Here is a 21689-nt window from a genome sequence, read left to right as displayed (position 1 = left end):
CCTGCGTCCAGGCGGCTTCTCAGCCGCCTCGTCGACCTCTCATTTCATCATGGAGGATGTCCGATGTACGCCATGCAGCAAGACGGCGACCGCCTGATCTGGCGGTCCACCGACGATCTCCCCGCCCCCCAGGCCAGAGAAGTGCATATCGAGGTGGCCTGGGCCGGCGTCAATCGCGCCGACCTGATGCAGCGCGCCGGTCAGTACCCGCCGCCCCCAGGCGCCTCCGAGGTGCTGGGACTGGAAGTCAGCGGTAGCGTGGTGGCGCTCGGCCCCGAGGTCGAAAAGCTCCAGGTTGGGCAGCAAGTGTGCGCGCTGCTCGCCGGTGGCGGCTACGCCGAGAAGGTCTGCGTGGACGAACGCCAGGTGCTGCCGGTGCCCGATGGCCTTGGCCTGCGCGAGGCCGCCGCCCTGCCGGAGGTCTACGCCACCGCCTGGCTGAACCTGTTCATCGAAGGCCAACTCGCCGAAGGCGAACAGGTGCTGCTGCACGCCGCCGCCAGCGGCGTCGGTACCGCCGCGATCCAGCTGTGCCGCGAGTTCGGTCACCCCTGCTTTGTCACCGTGGGCAGCGATGAAAAGCTCAAGCGCTGCCTGTCGCTGGGTGCCAGGGCGGGCTGGAACCGCCACCAGGGCAGTTTCGTCGAGGCGGTCAAGGCATTCGGCGAGGTCAACCTGATCCTCGACCCGGTGGGGGCCAGCTATCTGGCCGACAATCAACGGGTGCTGGCCGCCGATGGACGAATGGTGGTGATCGGGCTGATGGGCGGACGCCACGCCGAGCTCGATATCGGCCGCCTGCTGATGAAGCGCCAGCGCCTGATCGGCTCGACCCTGCGGGCCAGGTCACCGGAAGACAAGGGCAGGATTCTGGGTGAACTCGCTCGCCACGTATGGCCAAGGCTCGAGCGCGGCGAACTCGCTCCGCTGATCGACGCCGACTGGCCCATCGAGGAGGTCGAGGCCGCCCACCAGCACCTCGCCGACAATGCCAACACCGGCAAGCTGCTGCTGCGTGTCGCCGCCGATTGATCTCGCTCCCTGAAGGTTCACACCAGCGCACGTTATCCACAGACGGTCAGTCGGACCGGCTGTGGGTAACTGTTCAGGTAGGCAGGCTCCCAACAGCTCCATAGAGAGCGGCGCCACATAGAGCGGCGCCATGGCGAAGCAAAGAGCGCGGCAAAGAACGCGGCAAAGAGTGCGAGAAAGAACGCGAGAAAGAGTGAGCGTCAGCGAGAGCGATAAACAGTGAGCGTCAGCGGCGCGCGCTGAGCTCCTGGGTGCGGGCGAAGGTCAACTGCAGCAGCCGGGCGTCCTCGCCGGCGCGATGGCGCTGGATGCCCCGCTCCTCGATCACCGACTCCTTGATGTCGCTCCACATCGCCATCTGGGTCTCGTCGAGCAACCGCCGCAGCGCTTCCAGGCGGAAGGCGGGGATCATGCCGGCGTGGTGAAACAGCAGCGACATCCAGGTGTTGTCGTACCCCCAGCTATCGCTGTAGGCGATGCCGATATCGTGCAGCTCATCGTTAAGCCAACGGGCGACGTGACGTACCGGATAGCCCTCGCGCTCGAGCCGGGCCCGGGATATCCCGTGCAGCAGCTCGGCCTTGGGATCCCAGTGGGTCCATTCCTCGAGGGGCTGAATCAGAAAGGCGCAGCAGCTGCCGTCCGGCCGCGCCAGGCCGATCTCGATCGGGTAGCTGCCGCGCCCGAATCCAGAGGCTTCGATATCCAGCAGAGTCGGTAACACCACAGGCAGCAAACCTCGTCGTGACAGTCGGCCAAAACGCCTCCCCGACGTCACCCGACAACGAAAACCGTACCCGAGGCCCAAACTACCAGCGGCGGCCAGGGAATCCTGAACCGCCGCTCGTCTCGGCCTCACCGGGACCCGTGCGCGACCCAACCGCCGCGCCTGATACCTCTAGTGTCGCTGTTGGGCTTCCGCTTTGTCCAGCGTGACACCGTCTTGCCTGGCGGACTGCCCCGGAACAGGCTGTCCATTGGCCAGGGCGCTATTGGCCGAACCTGGCGAGGCCTGCCGTGCCAAGGTTTGCTCTGACGAGGCCTGCCCTGACGAGGGCTGTCCTGCAGAAGCCAGCACCGCCCAGTAGGCGGCACGCTCTGGATCCACCGGTAGCGACAGCTCACCATCCCGGTAGGCGCGCTCCAGGCGCGCCGCCGCCAACGCATGACCCGCTTCCCCGGCCCGGGCGTACCAGGTCACGGCGTGGTCGTGGCGCGCCGGGTACAGCGCGCAGCCATGTTCGTGTATCTGGCCTGCCTGGTACTGCGCCCTGACGTCCCCGCCATGGGCGGCCTGCAGCACGTAGCGAGCGCCGCGTGCCTTGTCCTGGGGTGCCCGTGACCGGTGAAACAGCATGTGCCCGTACAACGACAGTGCTGCCGGGTGTCCGGCGTCCGCACAGCGTTGAAACAGACGCATGGTCAGCCTCTGGGTTCGCGGCGAGCGGGGCAACCAGCGAGTGTGAAACAACTGCTGGGCCAGACGGTACTCGAGCCGCGTCTTCAGTGACGATGCCTGCTGCATGGCAACAACCTTGAGTCCAAAGGATGGAAGTCGGACCGGACACCTCCTGTGTCGCGGGCGATCTCCTGTTGAATCGACGGTGCCACGGACTCCTCCGCGGCAACGGGGTGGCAAGCATACGCCTGGCCCGATACGGACTCAACCCCCGGGATTTGGCGACCCCTATCGGCCAAAGGTACCATCTCGATGCTTTGCAGCAAAAACGGTCCGGCGGCGGCGCTGCGCCCCCCTGACAAAGGCCTACCAGAAGGAGTCCCCATGCAGATCCGTCCCCTTGGCAACACCGGCATCGACGTCAGTCGCCTGTGCCTTGGAACCATGACCTTCGGCGAGCAGAACACTGAGGCCGAGGCCCATGCCCAGCTCGACCGCGCGGTGGCCTTCGGCGTCAACTTCATCGACGCCGCCGAGATGTACCCGGTGCCGCCCAAGGCCGACACCCAGGGACTGACCGAGAGCTATGTAGGCTCCTGGCTCAAGGGCCGCCAAAGCCGCGACGACGTGGTCATCGCCACCAAGGCTGCCGGCCCCGGTATCAAGCACATCCGCGGCGGACCTCGCCTGACTCGCGCCCATCTTCATGAGGCCATCGACGCAAGCCTTGCACGCCTGAACACCGACTACGTCGATCTCTACCAGCTGCACTGGCCGGACCGTTCGACCAACTTCTTCGGTCGCCTGGGCTATAACCACGACGAGGACGAGCAGGCCACCGATCTGGAAGAGACACTGTCGGCCCTCAAGGAACTGGTCGATGCCGGCAAGGTACGTGCCGTGGGTCTGTCCAACGAGACACCCTGGGGCGTGATGCGCTGCCTGCAACTGGCCGAGTCCCTGGGCCTGCCGCGGGTCGCCTCGATACAGAACCCCTACAACCTGCTCAACCGGACCTTCGAGGTGGGGCTGGCCGAGATCGCTCACCGCGAACAGGTAGGACTGCTGGCCTACTCGCCGCTGGCCTTCGGCGTGCTGTCGGGCAAGTATCTGGATGGCGCCCGTCCGCCCGGCGCCCGCCTGACCCTGTGGGACCGCTTCAGCCGCTACAGTTCCGATCAGGCGATCGATGCCACCCGGGCCTACGTCGAACTGGCCCGCGAGCACGCCCTGGACCCGGCCCAGATGGCGCTGGCCTACGTCAACTCGCGCTCCTTCCTGACCAGCAACATCATCGGCGCGACCACCATGGAGCAGCTCGAGAGCAACCTCGCCTCGGAGTCCCTGGTGCTGGCCGACGACGTCATCGAAGGCATCGAGGCCATCCATCACAGGCTGCCCAACCCAAGCCCCTGAAGCGGCCTCGCCCCTCCCGGCCTCAAGCAGAGAACAACGCCTGCCCTTGCCGGCAGGCATGCCCTCTTTACTATGGCGTCCATAGCCTCGCCCTCGTCCCGAGCGGCGGCGGGGCTTGGTACAATGACGGCCACTTGCCAATTTTCCCTACCTGACATCAGGAGCACGCCCATGCTCAGCGTGATCTCTCCGGCCAAGACGCTGGACTTCGAGACCCCGGCCACCACCGATATCCACAGCGAGCCCGACTACCTCGACCGCTCCCGCGAGCTGATCGACATCCTGCGCGACTACAGCCCGGCCCGCATCTCGGAGCTGATGGGCGTCAGCGACAAGATCGCCGGACTCAACGCGGCGCGCTTCGGACAGTGGCAGACCCCGTTCACTCCGGACAACGCCAAGGTCGCCGCCCAGGCCTTCCAGGGCGACGTCTACGTCGGCCTGCAGGCCGACGCCTTCGATGAAGCCGACAACCGCTTCGCCCAGGATCATCTGCGCATCCTGTCGGGCCTCTATGGCCTGCTGCGCCCGCTGGATCTGATCCAGCCCTATCGCCTGGAAATGGGCACCCGTCTGGAAAACGCCAAGGGCAAGGACCTCTACGCCTTCTGGAAGCCGCTGCTGACCGAGGAGCTCGACCGGGCGGTGGCACAGAGCGGAACACCTGTGCTGGTCAACCTGGCCTCCAACGAGTACTTCAAGGCCATCGATGCCAGAAAGCTCAAGGCCGAAGTGGTCACCCCGGTGTTCAAGGACTGGAAGAACGATCGCTACAAGATCATCAGCTTCTACGCCAAAAAGGCCCGGGGACTGATGGCCGCCTGGATGATCCAGCAACGCCTGGACGACAAGGAAGGGCTCAAGGACTTCGACGTGGCCGGGTACCGCTTCAACGCCGCCGAGTCCGAGGGTGGCACCCTGGTGTTCACCCGCGACAACCCCGCCTGAGTCGCGCCGCCGCTACGCCGGTAGCGCTCGTCCGTGCGCCGCAGATCGGTGCACGGTGCCACCTTTCAGCGATCATGAAGGCGTGGCTTTATTGTCTGGCTTGGCTGGCGCGCCAGCTGTGATCCTCAGGGCGCCAGCCGCAGCGGCCGGGACGCCCTGGGGCGCAGCAGTTCACGATGCACCTCGCGAAAGGTCGCATCGTCACAGCGTTCCAGCCATTCGTAGGCCACCATGTCGGCGCTGACTTGCCAGGCGCCGGCCTGTCTTGCGCGCTCGCCGGCAAGTCTGGCCTCATCGCTGCGGCGACTGACGCAGCCTTCGACCAGCCAGAACAGCTCGACACCCCGTTCCAGCAGGCCAAGTGCCGTCTGCAGCACACAGATATGGGCTTCGGCCCCGGCAATCACGACCTGACGCGGCGCAGCCACCTCGAAGGCCTGTGCAATATCGCGCTCCCGGCAGGCGTTGAAGTGACTCTTGGTGAACCAGCGGGTGCTCTGTGGCAGGGCACATTTCAGTCGCGGCTCGGTCGCCCCGAGCCCCTGAGGATACTGCTCGGTCACCCACACGGGCACCTCCAGGCGCTCTGCCACGGCCGCCAGCCAGCCGATCTCGGTGATCGCCTGATCCCCTCTTTCCACCACCGGCATCAATGCCGTCTGCACGTCGACCACCAGCAGCAGACTGTCACTACGTTCGATCAGCATGGGGTCTCCTCGACTTTTCGTTGTACACGGCTTCCCGCGGCGCCCGTTATCGCTAGAATGGACGAGCGACGTGCCTCTGACCACCAGGGTCAAAGGCCCAGACTGGCCAATGCAGGCCGAACTACGGAGATGTCTTCGATGCGTCACCTTCTCGTGATGATCCTTGTCGGCGTGATGGGCTTCGGCCTTGCCGTCGACAGCGCCGACGCCCGCCGCCTGGGTGGCGGCAAGAGTGTTGGTTCCTACTCGCGCCAGGCCAGCCCCAGTGCGACCCAGTCACAGAACACCGCTCGTCCCAACGCCGCCCCGACCGCCGGCAAGAAGAGCGGCCTGATGGGCGGTATGCTCGGCGGTCTGCTGGCCGGCAGCCTGCTCGGCGCGCTGTTCTTCGGCGGCGCCTTCGATGGCCTCGGCATGGTCGACCTGCTGCTGATGGCAGGCGCGGCCTTCCTGCTGTTCAAGCTGCTGGCACGGCGGCGCACGGCCACCGCATCGGCGGGAGGCGGTTCATCCGGCATGCACCGTGAACAGCACCAGAGCTCACCGTTCAACATGCCGGGCTCCGCGGGAGGTCTTGGTGCCCACAGCGCAGGCACTCAGACCGGAGGGCCTCAGGGAGACCCCGCCTGGTTCGACCGTGAACGCTTCCTCGGCGGTGCCAAGGAGCACTTCATGACCCTTCAGCGGGCCTGGGACAACAACGACCTGCCGCGCATCCAGGAGTACGTGACGCCGGAACTCTACAACCTGCTGCGCGAACAGCGGGCCCAGGAGCCGGCCAACAACCAGACCGAAATCGTGCGCCTGTTTGCGGAGCTCGGCGGCGTTCAGGAGTTCGCCAACCAGGCCGAGGCGCGGGTGCTGTTCCACGGCGTGCTCAAGGAAAACGGCAGCGAAACCGAGTTCAACGAGACCTGGCACCTGATCCGCGAAATGCGTGACGATGCCCCCTGGTACATCCAGGGCATCGAGCAGAACGGCTGATCATCGTCGCTGCCTGCCGCCCTCAGCGGCGGGCAGTGATGGCCACCCAGCCCACAGATAGGCAACACAAAAAGGCCGAGATCCTGGATCTCGGCCTTTTTGTGTTTCTGACGGGCTCAAGGGCCGGTGGGTGCGTCTGAAGGCGCCATGAAGGCGCCAAGCCTGACCAAACCGGGCCTGTAGAACCGACGCCCGGAGCAAAAGCCCCGACCAGAAGGTTCGACTTACTGGGCCGCCTCGTCGGTCGCCTGCTCGACCTCGTCACCGGCTTCCTCGACCGCCTGACCCGCGCTCTCGGCAGCCGCATCGGCCCCCTGTTCGGCGTCACCGGCCATATCGCTCAGGGCATTCTGGGCGTCCTCTGCCAGATTGCTCATGCCCTCCATGGCCTCGTTGGCCTGCTCTTGCACGGCATCGGCAGCATCACCCAGCGCTTCCTGAGCGTCGTCGACCAGGTTGGAGGCTCCTGCGGCAGCCTCGTCGGCCTGCTGTTCGGCATCGGCAGCGGTTTCGTCCATCGCCTGCTCGGCGTCCTCGGCCTGCTGCTCGGCATCGGCGGCGGCTTCATCCATCGCCTGTTCAGCGTCGGCAGCAGTTTCATCCATCGCCTGCTCCGCCTCTTCGGCCTGCTGTTCGGCATCGGCAGCGGCTTCATCCATCGCCTGCTCAGCGTCGTCGGCGGTCTCGCTCATCGCCTCTCCGGCGTCCTCGGCCTGCTGCTCCGCTTCGGCGGCGGCTTCATCCATCGCCTGCTCGGCATCGTCGGCGGTCTCGCTCATCGCCTCTCCGGCGTCCTCGGCCAACTGCTCCGCTTCGGCGGCGGTCTCCTGCGCCTGCTCTTCCACCGCTTCGCGTGCATCGTCCACCTGAGCGCCAGCGTCTTCGGCCGCGTCGTCCTCGCAACCCGCCAGTACCAGCATCATGGACGCCACAGCGCTGGCCAGGGCCAGACGACGAAACATTCCTTGCTTCATGAAGCACCTCCAGGAGAAAAATTTGTAACTTCCCCGTTTACATTAGAGTGACAATCGCGACTTGGCTAGTACCGACGGCATCAATGATGCCATGCAAGTGCCGGCCCGGACCCAGCGCAGCAGCGCCGACGACGTCCGGGAGCGATGCTTATCACCATGTGACAAGGTGTTGTCGAGCGACGGAACTACTTGAGTGGCACTCTGGCATTCAGAGGCTGCAGCGGCCGGTTATTGGCGTCCCCGATCGCAGCAGAGAACGACTCGACCTGATCAGATGAAATATCCTGCGTGCTCTGCATGATCACCCAGCGGACGCCTTCGGAGCAGGGTGGAGTGGTCAAGGAACCGTTCAGGCGATAGTAGTCATGCTGGGCCGGCAACATCTGCGTGAAGTTCACGGTATCGGTTACGTCGGCACGTTCACTGGCGGTATCTGGCAGGCTATCGGCAAGCGAGCGCAATGCTGCATTTTCCTCGCCTTGCTCGAACAGCACCGTGACTACCGCCAGGTTGCCGTCCTTGTCGCTGTGCACCAGATGCGCTTCCAGCGGGAACCGGCGTCCGTCTACCGTGTGCTCGGAAGGCGCGTGAAAGTGCATCTGCTGCAGGATGAAGAGATCCCCATCAAGCGTCAGCGTGTTGCCCTCGGGGGAGGCTACCTGCACCGTGTGGCCATTGTTGAAGACCCTGGTCCCGGTGGTCGCGTAGTCAAGTTGTAGCGGTGGAAGTTCGGCATCGATAGCGCCATCGATATCGACGGGCGACTGGTTGCGACCCAGGCCACACATACTGAAGTCGTCGTCGATGTCAGCCCAGTAGGCAGGTCCCGTGTCTCCCGTGTAGGACCAGTGTGACGTTTCGGGCGCGGCGGCCATCACTGCCTGGGACATCATCAGGCCGCTCAGTGCCGCCGCGATCTTGATCCGCTTGATCATGAAACAACTCCGTTGCACACAGAAAAGGCCTGCCCCTGGGGACAGACCTCTTATCCTGATACTCCTCAGCGGCGAAGACAGGCGCCATCACCGACCCACAAGGTCAGTGTGAGCAGACCCGTCCTTCACGCTGCCTCTCTCGGCATAGCGCCGCTGACGGTGACGCCTGTCACATCAGTTGGTGGCTTCCTCGGCCGACTCTTCCATCTCTTCGCCCATGTCTTCCATGGACTCACCGGCATCCTCGACCGCCTGATCCATTTCCTCGCCGGCCTGCTCGGCAGGGCCTTCCTCTTCGCAGGCGGCCAGACCACCCGCCATCATCGCGATCACGAAAGCCATTCCGAAACGACGCATCATGCTGTTTTTCATAACATCTCCTTGTCTAAGACGTTGGTCGTGATTCCCTTTCACCCTAGCGCTGTCGGTTGACCCTGGCCAGGGTCCAGGGACGCTCACAGAGGGTTCAATCCACAACCCTAAGTCTACTTGACTCTAGCAGGCGGCACGCGCTTCGCACCGTATCCGAGGGAAACCATCAGAAGGGATAGTCGCGAGGCTCGTGCTGGACGCTGACCCATTGCACGGTTGTCATCTCGTTCAGCACCCAGTCGCCATTGAAGCGGCCGATCCCGGAATTCTTCTCACCACCGAACGGCATGTGTGGTTCGTCGTTCACCGGCATGTCATTGACGTGCACCATTCCCGACTCTATCTGGCGTGCCACCCGTTCGCCGCGCGCCGGACAACCGCTGAAGACCGCTGCGGAGAGGCCATACTCGGTGGCATTGGCGATGCGTATCGCCTCGGCCTCACCGTCGGCCTTGATGATGCCGGCGATCGGACCAAATATCTCGTTGCAGGCCAGGTCCATCTCCTCGCTGACATGGCTGAACACCCAGGGATGCAGGCAAGGGCCTTCAAGAGAGCCCTCGAGCGCCACCCGGGCACCAGACTCCCGGGCCCTGTCGATGGTGTCCTTCAGCCCGTCTAGCTGTTGATCGTTGATGATCGGTCCGATGACGGTATCTGCGTCGGAGGGGTCCCCGACCTTGAGCCCCTTGACCCGCTCGACGAAGCGCTCGACAAAGGCGTCGTGGATCGACGCATCGACGATGATACGGTTGATGGCGATGCAGATCTGGCCCTGATGCATGAACTTGCCGACCACCGCCGCCCGTACGGCCCGATCGATGTCAGCGTCATCGAGCACCACAAAGGGACTGTTGCCGCCGAGTTCCAGTGCCACTGGCTTGATATGTTCTCCGCCGACCGCCCCCTTGGCGATCTGTCGGCCCACCTCGGTGGAACCGGTGAAGGAGATAAGCTTGGCGAGCCGATGTCCGACCAGCGGGTCGCCGAGCTCGCTGCCGGCACCAACCAGAACACTGAGGAGCCCCTTCGGCAGCCCCGCTTCCTCGTAAAGCCGTGCCAGCAGCAATCCACCGGTCAAGGGGGTATCGCTGGCAGGCTTGAGCACCACGGCGTTACCCAGCGCAAGGGCGGGGCCGATGGTGCGCTGGGTCAGGTGGAAGGGAAAGTTCCAGGGACTGATCACGCCAATCACGCCCAGCGGCTTGCGATAGACCCTATGGTCCTTGCCCGGGACGCTCGAAGCGGCAGTGGTACCTTGCACGCGAGTGGCCATGGCGGCGGCTTCGAGCGACATCTCCCAGGCATTGTTCCACTCGAGTTCGGCCTTGATGCGAGTGCTGCCCGACTCGCGGATGAGCCACTCGACCAGTTCATCCTTGCGCTCTTCCATCAGTTCGGCGACACGGCGCAGTACAGCCGCTCTATGGGTAGCGCTGGTATCCGCCCACTGCCGTTGCGCTCGGTCGGCCGCATCAAAGGCACGCTCGACGTCGGAGCAATCTGCCTGGGTGATCTCCACCAGTTGTTTCTGGTGGTAGGGGTCCATCACCTTGAGCGACTCGCCGGAACTTCCAGCCCTCCATTCACCGGCGATCGGCTGCAGATGAAGATCCTTGAGGCTCCACATAACGACTCCTTTCGTTCTGTATAGCTTTCGTCCAACTATCGTCACACAAGGCTAGTCAACCATCACTCGGGTCGCAAGACCCGTCGGAGTGACGATTTGTGTCCTGACATTATTGCCAATGGCCTCTCCTGACCGAGGTGGAGTCTACCTCTCCTCCACAGGGGGCTCGGCTGAAGCGCCCTCCCTACCCCAGCCCACGGATAGGCTGAGCTGATGCTTGCGATCATCATGATGTTCGAATCAGCGGAATACCGGCGACAAAACTGACCCCTGTCAGCAGAGCTGAATCGAGACAGCCATAGACTGAATCTCGACGGGAAGACATCAAGCCACTTTTCAAGCCGCTTTGCTTCTTATGCTCGCCGACGCCCGAGCCTTATGCCCGCCGACGCCCGAGCCCGACGCTCGCCGACGCCCAAGCCCTAGGCTCGCCGACGCCCGAGCCAGGCACATGCCCAGCTCCGAGCAACAGGCGCTGCACACGCCAAGGAGGTTTCGCAGGTCGCTTTTTCTTTCCTTTGTCATGTTACTGGAGGCCAATGATGGCTGTTACCAACCTCGCTGAACTCGACGCCCTCGTCGCCAGGGTCAAGGCCGCGCAACGGGTCTTTGCCAGCTTCTCTCAAGAGAAGGTCGATGCGATCTTTCGCGCCGCCTCGCTTGCCGCCAACCAGGCCCGCATACCGCTGGCCCGCCAGGCGGTGGAAGAGACCGCCATGGGCGTGCTCGAGGACAAGGTGATCAAGAACCACTTTGCCTCGGAGTTCATCTACAACAAGTACAAGGACGACAGGACCTGCGGCGTCATCGCTACCCACGATGAAGCCGGCACCATGACCATCGCCGAGCCGGTGGGCCTGATCTGCGGCATCATCCCCACCACCAACCCCACCTCCACCGCCATCTTCAAGGCGCTGATCTCGCTGAAGACCCGTAACGGCATCATCTTCTCGCCCCACCCACGCGCACGTCACTGCACCAACGCTGCCGCGAAGCTGGTGCTGGAGGCGGCGGTGGCCGCCGGCGCACCACAGGACATCATCGGCTGGATCGACCAGCCCTCGGTGGCGCTGTCCGAGGCCCTGATGAAGCACGAGGGCATCAACCTGATCCTGGCCACCGGCGGGCCCGGCATGGTCAAGGCGGCCTACTCCTCGGGCAAGCCGGCCATCGGTGTGGGCGCCGGCAACGTGCCGGTGGTGATCGACGAAAGCGCTGACATCAAGCGGGCGGTGGCCTCGATCCTGATGTCGAAGACCTTCGACAACGGCGTGGTATGCGCCTCGGAGCAGGCGGTGATCGTACTCGATGAGGTCTACGACGAGGTACGTGAGCGCTTCGCCTCCCACGCGGCCTACCTGCTGTCCGCCGACGAGGCCGACCAGGTCCGTCAGGTGCTTCTGAAAAATGGCGCGCTGAATGCCGCCATCGTCGGCCAGTCGGCGGCGACCATCGCCGGACTCGCCGGCATCGAGGTGCCGGCCGACACCAAGATCCTGATCGGCGAGGGCGAACGGGTCAGCATCGACGACGCCTTTGCCCACGAAAAGCTGTCACCGACACTGGGCATGTTCCGCGCCAGTTCCTTCGGGGACGCGGTGGACCAGGCCTGCACCATGGTCGAGTTTGGCGGCATCGGCCATACCTCAGGGCTCTACACCGACCAGGACACTCAGCAGTCGCGTATCCGCTACTTCGGCGACCGCCTCAAGACCGCGCGCATCCTGGTCAATATCCCTACCTCCCACGGCGGCATCGGCGACATGTACAACTTCGACATGGCGCCCTCGCTGACCCTCGGCTGCGGTTCCTGGGGCGGCAACTCGATCTCCGAAAATGTAGGTCCCAAGCACCTGATCAACACCAAGACCGTGGCCAACCGGGCGGAAAACATGCTGTGGCACAAGCTCCCCGAATCGATCTACTTCCGTCGCGGCAGCCTGTCGGTGGCGCTGACCGACCTCAAGGACAAGAAGCGCGCCTTTATCGTCACCGACCGCTTCCTGTTCAACAACGGCTACGCCGATGAGCTGATGGCACTGCTCAAGGGACTCGGCATGGAGGTCCACACCTTCTACGACGTCGAGGCCGACCCCACCATGTCGATCATCGACAAGGGCGCCGAGGCCATGGCCAGCTTCCAGCCCGACGTGATCCTGGCGCTCGGCGGCGGCTCACCGATGGACGCCGCCAAGATCATGTGGGTCAAGTACGAGCACCCGGACGTGCACTTCCAGGATCTGGCGATGCGCTTCATGGACATCCGCAAGCGGATCTACCAGTTCCCCACCATGGGCGAAAAAGCCAGCCTGGTGTGCATCCCCACCACCTCCGGAACCGGCTCCGAGGTCACGCCTTTCGCGGTGGTCACCGATGACGCCACCGGCATCAAGTACCCGTTGGCGGACTATCAGCTGACCCCGGACATGGCCATCGTCGATGCCAACCTGGTGATGAAGATGCCCCGCTCGCTGACCGCCTTCGGGGGTTATGACGCCGTGACCCACGCGCTGGAGGCCTACGTCTCGGTGCTGGCCAACGAGTTCTCCGACGGTCACGCGCTGCAGGCGCTGAAGCTGCTGAAACAGTACCTGCCTGCCAGCTACCGTGAGGGCGAGCGCAACGCCGTGGCCCGCGAAAAGGTCCACAGCGGCGCCAGCATCGCCGGCATGGCCTTCGCCAATGCCTTCCTCGGCGTGTGTCACTCCATGGCCCACAAGCTCGGCGCCGAGTTCCACCTGCCCCATGGCCTGGCCAATGCGCTGCTGATCACCAACGTGGTGCGCTTCAACGCCAACGACAACCCGACCAAGCAGACCGCCTTCTCCCAGTACGACCGGCCCAAGGCGCGCAGCCGCTACGCCGAGGTCGCCGATCACCTGGGGCTGCCCCAGGCCGGCGACCGCACCGCCCAGAAGGTCGAGCGACTGATCAACTGGCTCGATGAGCTCAAGCGCGAGCTGGACATCCCCGCCTCGATCAGGGAAGCCGGCGTCCCCGAGGCCGACTTCCTGGCCAAGCTCGATGAAGTGGCCGCAGAGGCCTTCGATGACCAGTGCACCGGCGCCAACCCGCGCTACCCCTTGATCAGCGAGCTCAAGGAAGTGCTACGAGCGTCCTACTACGGGGAGGTCTATGTAGAGGGCGAGACCTTCGCCGGCACCACCGTGATCAAGAAGAGCGAAGCGCGAGCACCTGCCCGGACGCCTGCCAATGCCCCTGACAAGGCCCCGGAAAAGGTCCGACAGAACGCCAGGGACGAAGCGAGCATACCCGCCGGCAAGGCGGCTGGCCGCAAGGTGAAAAAGGAGAAGGCCGACGCCTGAGCCCAAGCTAGCGCCAGAGCCCTTGGCAGGGCTTGATCGAAAGGGGTCCGCCTGACGGTCTTGATCGACCGTCAAGCGCAAGCGACCCATTACCAAAGCCCCCGCGAGAGCGATCTCGCGGGGGTTTCACTTGTTGTTTGAATTCAGGGCGTCATCCGCGTGCTGGACCAGCGGATCTCACTGCCGGTCCAGCTGCACGGTGCGGCCCCGTCGTCTAGCCGGTGTGCGGCGAGGCGGTCGTTGCCGTGGACGGGCGTCCGATCAGCGACACCGCCACCAGTGCGATCAGTCCCGGCACCGCAAAGGCGGCGAAATTGACCGCGTGGGGCAACGACAGCGACAGCAGCATGCCGGTGACCAACGGCCCCGCCAGGGCTCCGACGCGGCCCACCGCCAGCGCCGATCCCACCGCGGTGGAGCGAATGGCCGGTGGGTAGTACTGAGCGACGTAGGCGTTGATCAGGATCTGGGCGCCGATGGTCGCCGCGCCGGCAACGGCAACCAGGGCATAGAGCACCAGCGTCGAGCTCTTCAGCCCAAGCAGCGCCAGGGCGCAGGAGCCGGCAACGAAGAACACGATCAGCACCAGCCGTGGCGACAGCCGGTCGGACGCCAGTCCTCCACCGATGGCGCCGGCAATGGCGCCAAGGTTCATCACCAGCAGAAAGCCGAGGCTCTTGCCGATGGGATAGCCGGCCATGGTCATCAGTGTCGGCAGCCAGGAACCGAGGGCGTAGATCATCAGCAGGCACATGAAGGAGGCCAACCAGAACATCAGCGTGCTGACGCGGCGCTGGGGCTGCATCAGCGCGGCGACCGGCGCCTTGGCGTCGGCCTCCTCGCTGGCCGCGAGGCGCGGGATGGAATCGAGGCCCTCCTGCCGTGTCAGCTGCTGAGCGATACGCTCGGCCTCCTCATGGCGTCCCTTGCGCACCAGATAGTCGAGGGACTCCGGCAGGTGGCGCCACATGAACGGCAGGCACAGCAGCGGCACCCCCGCCAGGAAGAACATCACCTCCCAGCCCAGGCGAGGCACGATCAGGATGCCGAGGCCCGCTGACAGCATGCCGCCGATGGAGTAGCCGCTGAACATGATCGCCACCAGCGTGGTACGCAGCCGCCTCGGTGAATACTCGGTGACCAGCGCGACCACGTTGGGCATCACCCCGCCAAGCCCCAATCCGGCGATAAAGCGACACACCGCGAACTGGGTCGGGGTGGTGGCCAGGCCATTGATCACCGTGACCACGCTGAACAGCGCCAGGCACGACAGGATGATCACCCTGCGGCCCAGGCGATCGGCCAGGGTGCCGAAGGTGATCGCGCCGACCATCATGCCAAGCAGTGCAGAGCTTCCCAGAAGGCCCGCCTGGATGCTGGTCAGCTGCCATTGCTCCATCACCAATGGCAGCACCACACCATAGATGATCAGGTCGTAGCCATCGAACACGATGATCAGGGAGCACCAGATCAGCAGGTGGCGTTGAAAGCGACCGAAGCGTCGCTCGGCCAGAAACTCGTCAGCGGTGGTGGTCATGGAGACCTCCTGTATTGTTGTCGTTGTGAAGGCGTTGCGATCCGAAGGTTGGGCCCACGGCCGCAAGGACGCTCAGCGCTCAGCGTTCGGCTTTCGCCTCTGCCCAGCCCAACTGCCGGTGTGAGGCGATCACGTCGTCCTCGGGGTCGTGCTGCCACAGCCAGTCGAAGCGCTGCTCCAGCTCTCTGGCAATACGCGCCTCGTCATCACCGATTCCCGGCGCAGCGTACTCGTAGAGCTCTCCAGCCTCGAAGGAAGTGGTCTGCACTCGGCTGGCACGAGGCCGTCGCACCGTCTCGAAGGCCGCCAAGACGTCCTCGACACTGGAACGATCACAGCGCGGGTCGGCAAGCAGCTCAGACAGCACATAGGCGTCTTCCAGCGCCTGTCCGGCACCCGCCCCCTGGTGGGGCAGCATGGCGTGGGCGCTGTCTCCCACCAGCAGGACCCGATCGCGCCGGTAGTGCGGCAGCGGCGCGATATCGTGCAGCGCCCAGCGGGTAGGCGCCTCGATCAGCCCGAGAATCGTCCGGGTCGCCGGTCCCCAGCCGGGGAAGTCATCGAGCATCTGTTGCTGGCTGGTCTCGACCACCCAAGGCGCGTCCCCCGCCGGCGTGAAGCGCGTGGCGCGGCGATCGGTGACGAAGGCCACCACATTGACGAGTTCGGCCCCCTTGACCGGAAAGGTCAGCAGGTGGCGATCCGGGCCCAGGTACATCTGCGGCACCCGCGCCAGGCGCGGCTCGACGCCGGCCGCCTCGAAGGCCTGGGCCAGGGCGCTGGTCTCGATCATCCCGCGATAGGCCTCGGTGCCGCTGTAGCGAGGCCCCAGATAGCCGTACTCCTGCGGAGGCAACACGTGCTCGCGCACCACCGACTTGATGCCATCGAAGCCGATCACGATATCGGCCTCGGCGTGGCTGCCGTCGGTGAACTCAAGTCGGCACCCGTGATCGTCCTGATCGACGGACGCCAGGCGCTTGCCAAACTGGGCGATACCTTCCGGCAGATGGGCCACGATGGCATCGAGAAAGTCGGCACGGTGCACCGATGACTGCCCGCAACCGGGGGCCAGGGAGGCCGTCAGGTAGTTGTCGTCATGCCAGCGCCGCCACTCGAACCAGACATCCTCGAAGGGCGCAGGGGAGCCATCGGCAATATCGGAATACGGCGCCTTGAGCTCGAGGCGCTCGATGGCACGCACCGCGTTGGGTCCGAAGGAGACGCCGGCGCCGATCTCGGAGAAGGCGTTGGCCGCTTCATACAGGCGAACGTCCAGGTCCGCGGCGCGACCAAGGCCAATGGCCAGGGCCACGCCACCGATGCCACCGCCGACGACCGCCACCCTCAGACGAGCGTGCGAGAAGGCGTTTGTTTGCTGGGAGGCTTGATCAGGCTGGGTCATGGTGAAGCTCCTCTGAAGGTCGTCTCGACATGGGGCGAGCCATCTAGAGACCCCACCTTAGAAAGACGCCCCCCTTGGCTCCACAAAGCCACGATCATGTCTCCCATCAACCGTATGAATATGGCGCCACGTCAGCTGGTTGCGCCGGATTTCAGCCTGCGGGGGTGGACTTAGGTCTAACCGTGGATCGCCACGTTCTCACGGCATACTGAGGCAAACTCGCCGAGCTATTCTGGCCAATGTCGCCCCCTGGGAGTCCCATCCATGCTCCGTCTGAGCGATATCGATACCAACCTGCTGGTGGTCTTCGACCTGATCCACCGCAAGCGCAACCTCAACCGGGTGGCCGAGAGACTGGGCATCACCCAACCTGCCGTCAGCCACGCGCTGAAACGCCTGCGTACCTTGCTGGACGACGAACTGTTCGAGCGAACCTCGAGCGGGCTGGCACCGACCCCCTACGCCAATCGCCTGCACCCCCTGGTCGAGGACGCCCTGTCACAGCTGGAGCGCGGGCTCAATCTGGCGCGCGACTTTCATCCCGCCGCCAGCGACCGGCGCTTCACCGTGTCGATGACCGACATCGGCGAGATCGTTTTTCTGCCACGCCTGCTCGAAGCACTGGAGAAGGCGGCGCCCGGCGTCAGCCTCGAGACAGTGCGAGGCCACAACTTGAAGCGACGCATGGAGGACGGCGAAATCGATCTTGCCGTCGGATTGATTCCCCAGCTGGGTGCTGGCTTCTACCAGCGTCGATTGTTCACCCAGCGCTACGTCTGCCTGATGCGCCAGGGCCATCCCTTGACCGAAGGTGAGCTGACCCGCGAGGCCTTCGTGCGCGCCCGCCACGTCCTGATCGATGCCCAGGGGACAGGCCACGAGTCGATCGCCAACGTGCTGGCCGAGGCCGGTGTACCGAGCCCGGTGTGCCTGCGTATGCCCCACTTCGTCACGGTACCCTTCGTGATCGCCAGCACCGATCTGGTGGTGACGGTGACTGACAAGCTGGCCGAGGCCACCGCCGAGCGCTTTGGCCTGGTGACCCGCGCCCACCCGCTGGACTTTCCGCCCTTGCCGATCAACCTGTTCTGGCACCGCCGATTTCATCAGGATCCCGCCAACCAGTGGCTGAGAAGCCTCGTTCATGAACTCTTTGCCGAGTTCAGCGATGAAGAGTGAAATGCGAGCAGGTTCCACAGACATCGAGCCTGCCTGATGGACGCCCTCGCCTCGACAGAGGTTCGCCGCACCCGCTATCGCAGAGCGTTCACCGGCCCTGCCTGCGCTATAGTGTCGGGACGATGGCGGCATCAATGTCCATTTTGAGACCCTGTGGCCGCCCCGCCCGGAAGGACACCCGCATGACGGCCGCCTTTACCACCCGACAGATCGACTCCCGAGAGCGCTTCGCCTTCTGGCACGACGTCGTCTGCAGCCACTGCATTCCAGCCGACAGCCAATGCCTCGACGAACGGCCCTTCCATGGCAGTCTCAACGTCAGGCAATACGGCGACGTCGCCATCAGTACCATGGCCGCCTCTTCCCACCGCTGGCGCCGGCAGTCACACCACCTGTCCCGCGACAGCGACGATGACCTGTGGCTCGGCTTTCTCGAGAACGCCACGGCCAGACTCGACCAGGATCAGCGGCGTATCGCCATCGGGCCCGGCGACCTGGTGCTGTACGATGCCTGCCGCCCGTTCGAATGGTGCCTGAGCGCCAGCGCGCTTCATCTGGTGCGCCTTCCTCGGGCGCCCTTGATGCGTCGCCTGACCTCCACCGAGCCGCTGACCGCGCGACCTATCCCGGCGACCTTGCCCGGCGCCACCTCTTTGAAGGCGTTGATCCGAGACGGCGCCCGGCTAGACGCCGAAGCGTCGTCGATCGGGCTCGGCGAGGCGATGGTCGATCTGGCGGCTCTGGTGCTCGAGGGGCTGGGCGGCGCTGGCGACAGTCGCAATGACGCGCTCTACCGACGCCTTTGCCACTACCTTCGACAACAGCACCAGGACCCGTCCCTGAGCCTCGATCGCATCGCCCGGGACAACCATGTCTCTCGGCGCACCCTCACCCGGCTGTTCGCTCAGCACGGTCACACCCCCATGGCAGCACTGTGGGCGATTCGCCTGGAGCAGAGTCGCGCCACCCTGCGGGCAGGTGGTATCCGCAGCGTCACCGAGGTCGCCCTGGAGCATGGCTTCACCAGTGTCTCCCATTTCAGCCGTAGCTTCCGTCAGGCCTACGGTCATCCGCCCTCTACCTTGCTGCAAGCAGGTCGCCACGCACCCGAGACGATGTGACCCCACCAGCTCGCTCTGGCCCTCTCGGGCCACCGCTTGGCCCGTTCAGGCAAACCTGAGTCCCACGCCCTGCCTACCCTGAAGGTGAGCGTCTTCTCTCACCATCAGGATGACAACAATGACAGACCATCCGCTGCACTTTGACGGCCTTATCGAGGTCGGCCGTCGAATCCAGTCCAGGGAACTGAGCGCCGTCGAGGTCACTCGAACCATGCTCGAGCGAATCGACAGCGTCGATACCACCCTGAACAGCTTTGTCACCGTCATGGCCGACAGTGCACTTGAACAGGCCGCCCAGGCGGACCGCGATCTGGCCGCTGGCATCCACAAGGGGCCGCTTCAGGGTGTTCCAGTGGCCGTCAAGGATCTGCTGTGGACAGCGGGGACCCGGACGACCCACGGCATGCCCCTGCACCGTGACCACGTGCCCCGGGAAACGGCCAGCGTGGTCACACGCCTCGACCAGGCCGGGGCCGTGCTGCTAGGCAAGCTGCAGCAGACCGAAGGCGCCTTCGCCGATCACCATCCCGACATCACGCCGCCCACCAACCCCTGGGGCGAGGCCCTGTGGTCAGGCGCTTCGTCCAGCGGTTCCGGCGTGGCCACCGCCGCCGGGCTGTGCTTTGGCTCGCTGGGCACCGACACCGGTGGCTCGATTCGCTTCCCCTCGGCCGCCAACGGCGTCACCGGCCTCAAGCCGAGCTGGGGCCGAGTCAGTCGACACGGCGCCTTCGAGCTGGCGGCCTCGATGGACCACATCGGGCCGATCGCCCGCAGCGCCGCCGATGCAGGGGCGCTGCTTGGCGTTATTGCCGGTGCCGACGAACGTGACCCCACCGCCGTTCCCCTCGCCGTGCCGGATTACCTGGCCGGCATGACGCGAGGCCTGAAGGGTGTGCGTATCGGGCTCGACCCTCGCTGGGCCATCGAAGCGGTGGATACCGAAACCCGCGGCGTCCTCGAACAAGTCGTGTCCACGCTGGGACAGCTCGGTGCCGTGATCGAGGAAATCGACTTCCCCGACACCCAGCAGGCGGTATTCGACTGGGCGCCACTGTGCGGCGTGGAGACCGCCGTCGCCCATGCCGAGACCTTCCCCAGCCAGCGCGAAGCGTACGGCCCTGGTCTTGCTGGTCTGATCGACCTGGGCCGCGCCCAGAGCGCCATGGACCACCAGCAACGACTGCTGCGCCGGGCCGAGTTCAAGGGCCGGGTCGATCGCCTCTTGGCCAGTGTCGACCTGCTAATCGCCCCGGTCACCGCCTACGCCGCCCCGTCGATGGCCTTCATGGAGAAGTTCGGCGAGGATGAAGCGCTGTTTTCCGGCATGCTGCGCTATACCTGTCCTTTCGACCTGAGCGGGCACCCGACCATTACCCTGCCGGCGGGCTTCAGCCAGCAGGGCGGGCCCATCGCCTTCCAGTTCATCGCACCGATGTTCGACGAAGCGATGCTGGTGCGCGCTGGCTGGGCCTTCCAGCAGGTCACCGACTGGCATCGTCGACATCCAGAGCTGTAGCCCTCGAGCCTTGCTTCTCTTGATGGTTCCCGCTGGCGGGTGATGGGAGCGCTCCGATGGCCTAAAGTCGGGTCAACAGGACCGCTTTACGCCACGAGGTGCTCCCATGTCCCTGCTCGATCAACTGGCCGAGGCACGTATCCAGAAGGCGCAGCAGGAAGGCGCCTTCGACGACCTGCCGGATCACGGCAAGCCCATCGAACTCGACGACGACAGCATGATTCCCGAGGCGCTGCGGGCAGGCTACCGACTGCTGAAGAATTCAGGCTATCTGCCCCCGGAGCTTCAGCTTCAGCGCGAGATTCGTGAGGTGGAAGACCTGCTGGCGCAGACACAGGAAGCCGCCGAGCGAAGCGCTTGCGAGAAACGCCTGCGTCTTCTGCGCGCACGGCTTGGCGAAAGCGGGCGGGGTGCCAGTCGGCTTCTTGAGCTGGGGCGCTATCATGACCGGCTGCTGGAGAAGTGGGAGGGAGACTGACCCTGCGGTTACCGTCAGTACGGTGCGCTAGCGTGAGTCCGACCGGGTGTGCAACGGGACGTCGCGTTGGCGCCAGCGCCGTGACCGCCACAGCCCCAGCGCCAGCAAGACACCGGCGGCGATGACCGGCAGCATGGGAGGCGACGCCGGCGTCCTGAGGGCGACCCCGATCTGAGCGTAGAGCGAGGTCACACACAGCACAAAGCCGGCCAGCGGCACCGTCCAGGTCGCCCAGTCGGCCCCCCTCCGAAACGGCCCCCACAGCAAAACGCCGACCAGCATCGCCACGCTGAGACAGGCGCCCCCCAGGGCGTGCATCAGCGCCAGCAGGACCTGCCGGGTGCCTGGAGCGACCGACTCCCAGTCGAGCCCCATGGCGGCGGCATGGTAGGGCATGAATTCGCTGCGGCCGAGATAGACCAGACCAAAGGCGATCAGAATCAGGGTCGCCAGCGCATGGCAGGCGAGAGCACTTCTTGAATACTGGGTCACGGCGGTTTCCTGGCGATCCGAGCGAGTACAGCGGACATCTTTGCCCAAATGGGGCTCCGCCGATGATAGCCGGCAACTTTGTCACCCCGCGCTCCCACCCTGACGCCGCGATCGTTTCAGCACACTAATCCAGCGATACCAGACGGCCGCAGGTCAGGCTCACCGAGGATGCTGACATCGATGAATTCGCGACGCACGAGCGCCATTCGGCCTGGGGCCATGCGACACCGCCAGC

The 21689-nt window shown here is 64.8% G+C and carries 18 protein-coding genes and 1 pseudogene; 9 read left to right on the top strand and 10 right to left on the bottom strand.

Features of this window, described 5'->3' with window-relative positions; all coding sequences use genetic code 11:
* Positions 1-63: 63 nt before the first annotated feature.
* The gene (locus NFG58_RS02435; protein ID WP_108131193.1) at positions 64-1032 is read left to right on the top strand and encodes an NAD(P)H-quinone oxidoreductase; all 969 of its coding nucleotides are present in this window, start codon (positions 64-66) and stop codon (positions 1030-1032) included.
* 226 nt (positions 1033-1258) lie between these two features.
* Here the strand turns inward: NFG58_RS02435 and NFG58_RS02430 are convergent, their stop codons facing one another.
* Both NFG58_RS02430 and NFG58_RS02425 read right to left on the bottom strand, forming a co-directional pair.
* Positions 1259-1765, bottom strand: a complete 507-nt coding sequence (locus NFG58_RS02430; protein WP_108131597.1) for a hypothetical protein — start codon at positions 1763-1765, stop codon at positions 1259-1261.
* A gap of 336 nt (positions 1766-2101) precedes the next feature.
* Positions 2102-2557: pseudogene (locus NFG58_RS02425) on the bottom strand (sel1 repeat family protein); the annotation flags it as partial.
* Positions 2558-2815: 258 nt separating this feature from the next.
* Here NFG58_RS02425 and NFG58_RS02420 point away from each other — a divergent pair.
* Entirely contained in the window at positions 2816-3847 is a 1032-nt protein-coding gene (locus tag NFG58_RS02420; RefSeq protein WP_348827534.1) for an NADP(H)-dependent aldo-keto reductase, read from the top strand.
* Between the two features lie 171 nt (positions 3848-4018).
* A complete protein-coding gene (yaaA, locus tag NFG58_RS02415) occupies positions 4019-4795 on the top strand; it encodes a peroxide stress protein YaaA (protein WP_045991356.1) in 777 nt (258 codons plus the stop codon).
* 125 nt (positions 4796-4920) lie between these two features.
* On the opposite strand, the gene NFG58_RS02410 is transcribed toward yaaA, so the two are convergent.
* On the bottom strand, positions 4921-5502 hold the full coding sequence (locus NFG58_RS02410) for an isochorismatase family protein (RefSeq protein WP_213230076.1): 582 nt from the start codon (positions 5500-5502) through the stop codon (positions 4921-4923).
* A 138-nt stretch (positions 5503-5640) separates the two neighbouring features.
* On the opposite strand from NFG58_RS02410, the gene NFG58_RS02405 reads away from it, so the two are divergent.
* Complete coding sequence (locus NFG58_RS02405; protein ID WP_045991358.1) at positions 5641-6486, top strand: TIM44-like domain-containing protein; 846 nt, start codon at positions 5641-5643, stop codon at positions 6484-6486.
* A 224-nt stretch (positions 6487-6710) separates the two neighbouring features.
* On the opposite strand, the gene NFG58_RS02400 is transcribed toward NFG58_RS02405, so the two are convergent.
* From NFG58_RS02400 to NFG58_RS02385, 4 genes are all read right to left on the bottom strand, one after another.
* Positions 6711-7460, bottom strand: coding sequence for a hypothetical protein (locus NFG58_RS02400; RefSeq protein ID WP_052704223.1), 750 nt, complete (start codon positions 7458-7460; stop codon positions 6711-6713).
* A gap of 185 nt (positions 7461-7645) precedes the next feature.
* Complete coding sequence (locus NFG58_RS02395; RefSeq protein WP_348827533.1) at positions 7646-8395, bottom strand: carbonic anhydrase family protein; 750 nt, start codon at positions 8393-8395, stop codon at positions 7646-7648.
* Positions 8396-8569: 174 nt separating this feature from the next.
* Positions 8570-8767, bottom strand: coding sequence for a hypothetical protein (locus NFG58_RS02390; RefSeq protein ID WP_045991360.1), 198 nt, complete (start codon positions 8765-8767; stop codon positions 8570-8572).
* Positions 8768-8933: 166 nt separating this feature from the next.
* Positions 8934-10397 (bottom strand): aldehyde dehydrogenase family protein, encoded by a 1464-nt coding sequence (locus NFG58_RS02385; RefSeq protein WP_348827532.1) that lies wholly within the window; start codon positions 10395-10397, stop codon positions 8934-8936.
* A 542-nt stretch (positions 10398-10939) separates the two neighbouring features.
* Here NFG58_RS02385 and adhE point away from each other — a divergent pair.
* Positions 10940-13723, top strand: a complete 2784-nt coding sequence (gene adhE / locus NFG58_RS02380; RefSeq protein ID WP_348827531.1) for a bifunctional acetaldehyde-CoA/alcohol dehydrogenase — start codon at positions 10940-10942, stop codon at positions 13721-13723.
* 214 nt (positions 13724-13937) lie between these two features.
* Here the strand turns inward: adhE and NFG58_RS02375 are convergent, their stop codons facing one another.
* Both NFG58_RS02375 and salA read right to left on the bottom strand, forming a co-directional pair.
* Positions 13938-15260 (bottom strand): aromatic acid/H+ symport family MFS transporter, encoded by a 1323-nt coding sequence (locus NFG58_RS02375; protein ID WP_348827530.1) that lies wholly within the window; start codon positions 15258-15260, stop codon positions 13938-13940.
* Between the two features lie 79 nt (positions 15261-15339).
* Entirely contained in the window at positions 15340-16665 is a 1326-nt protein-coding gene (salA, locus tag NFG58_RS02370; RefSeq protein WP_348827529.1) for a salicylate 1-monooxygenase, read from the bottom strand.
* 264 nt (positions 16666-16929) lie between these two features.
* Between salA and NFG58_RS02365 the strand changes: the two genes are divergently transcribed.
* The 4 genes from NFG58_RS02365 (at position 16930) to NFG58_RS02350 (ending at position 20962) form a co-directional block, all read left to right on the top strand.
* Positions 16930-17844: a LysR family transcriptional regulator gene (locus tag NFG58_RS02365; RefSeq protein WP_348827528.1), complete on the top strand. Its 915-nt coding sequence runs from the start codon at positions 16930-16932 to the stop codon at positions 17842-17844.
* Between the two features lie 182 nt (positions 17845-18026).
* The gene (locus tag NFG58_RS02360; RefSeq protein WP_348827527.1) at positions 18027-18965 is read left to right on the top strand and encodes a helix-turn-helix domain-containing protein; all 939 of its coding nucleotides are present in this window, start codon (positions 18027-18029) and stop codon (positions 18963-18965) included.
* Between the two features lie 118 nt (positions 18966-19083).
* A complete protein-coding gene (locus NFG58_RS02355) occupies positions 19084-20484 on the top strand; it encodes an amidase (protein ID WP_348827526.1) in 1401 nt (466 codons plus the stop codon).
* Positions 20485-20590: 106 nt separating this feature from the next.
* Positions 20591-20962, top strand: coding sequence for a DnaJ family domain-containing protein (locus NFG58_RS02350; RefSeq protein ID WP_108448480.1), 372 nt, complete (start codon positions 20591-20593; stop codon positions 20960-20962).
* Positions 20963-20989: 27 nt separating this feature from the next.
* Here NFG58_RS02350 and NFG58_RS02345 read toward each other — a convergent pair whose 3' ends face one another.
* Complete coding sequence (locus tag NFG58_RS02345) at positions 20990-21454, bottom strand: hypothetical protein (RefSeq protein ID WP_348827525.1); 465 nt, start codon at positions 21452-21454, stop codon at positions 20990-20992.
* Positions 21455-21689: the final 235 nt, after the last annotated feature.

This window comes from Halomonas sp. RT37 (genome assembly GCF_040070525.1).
Taxonomy (GTDB): Bacteria; Pseudomonadota; Gammaproteobacteria; order Pseudomonadales; family Halomonadaceae; genus Halomonas; species Halomonas litopenaei.
The sequence above is the reverse complement of the archived record's forward strand: the minus strand, read 5'-3'. Positions and strand labels throughout refer to the sequence as shown.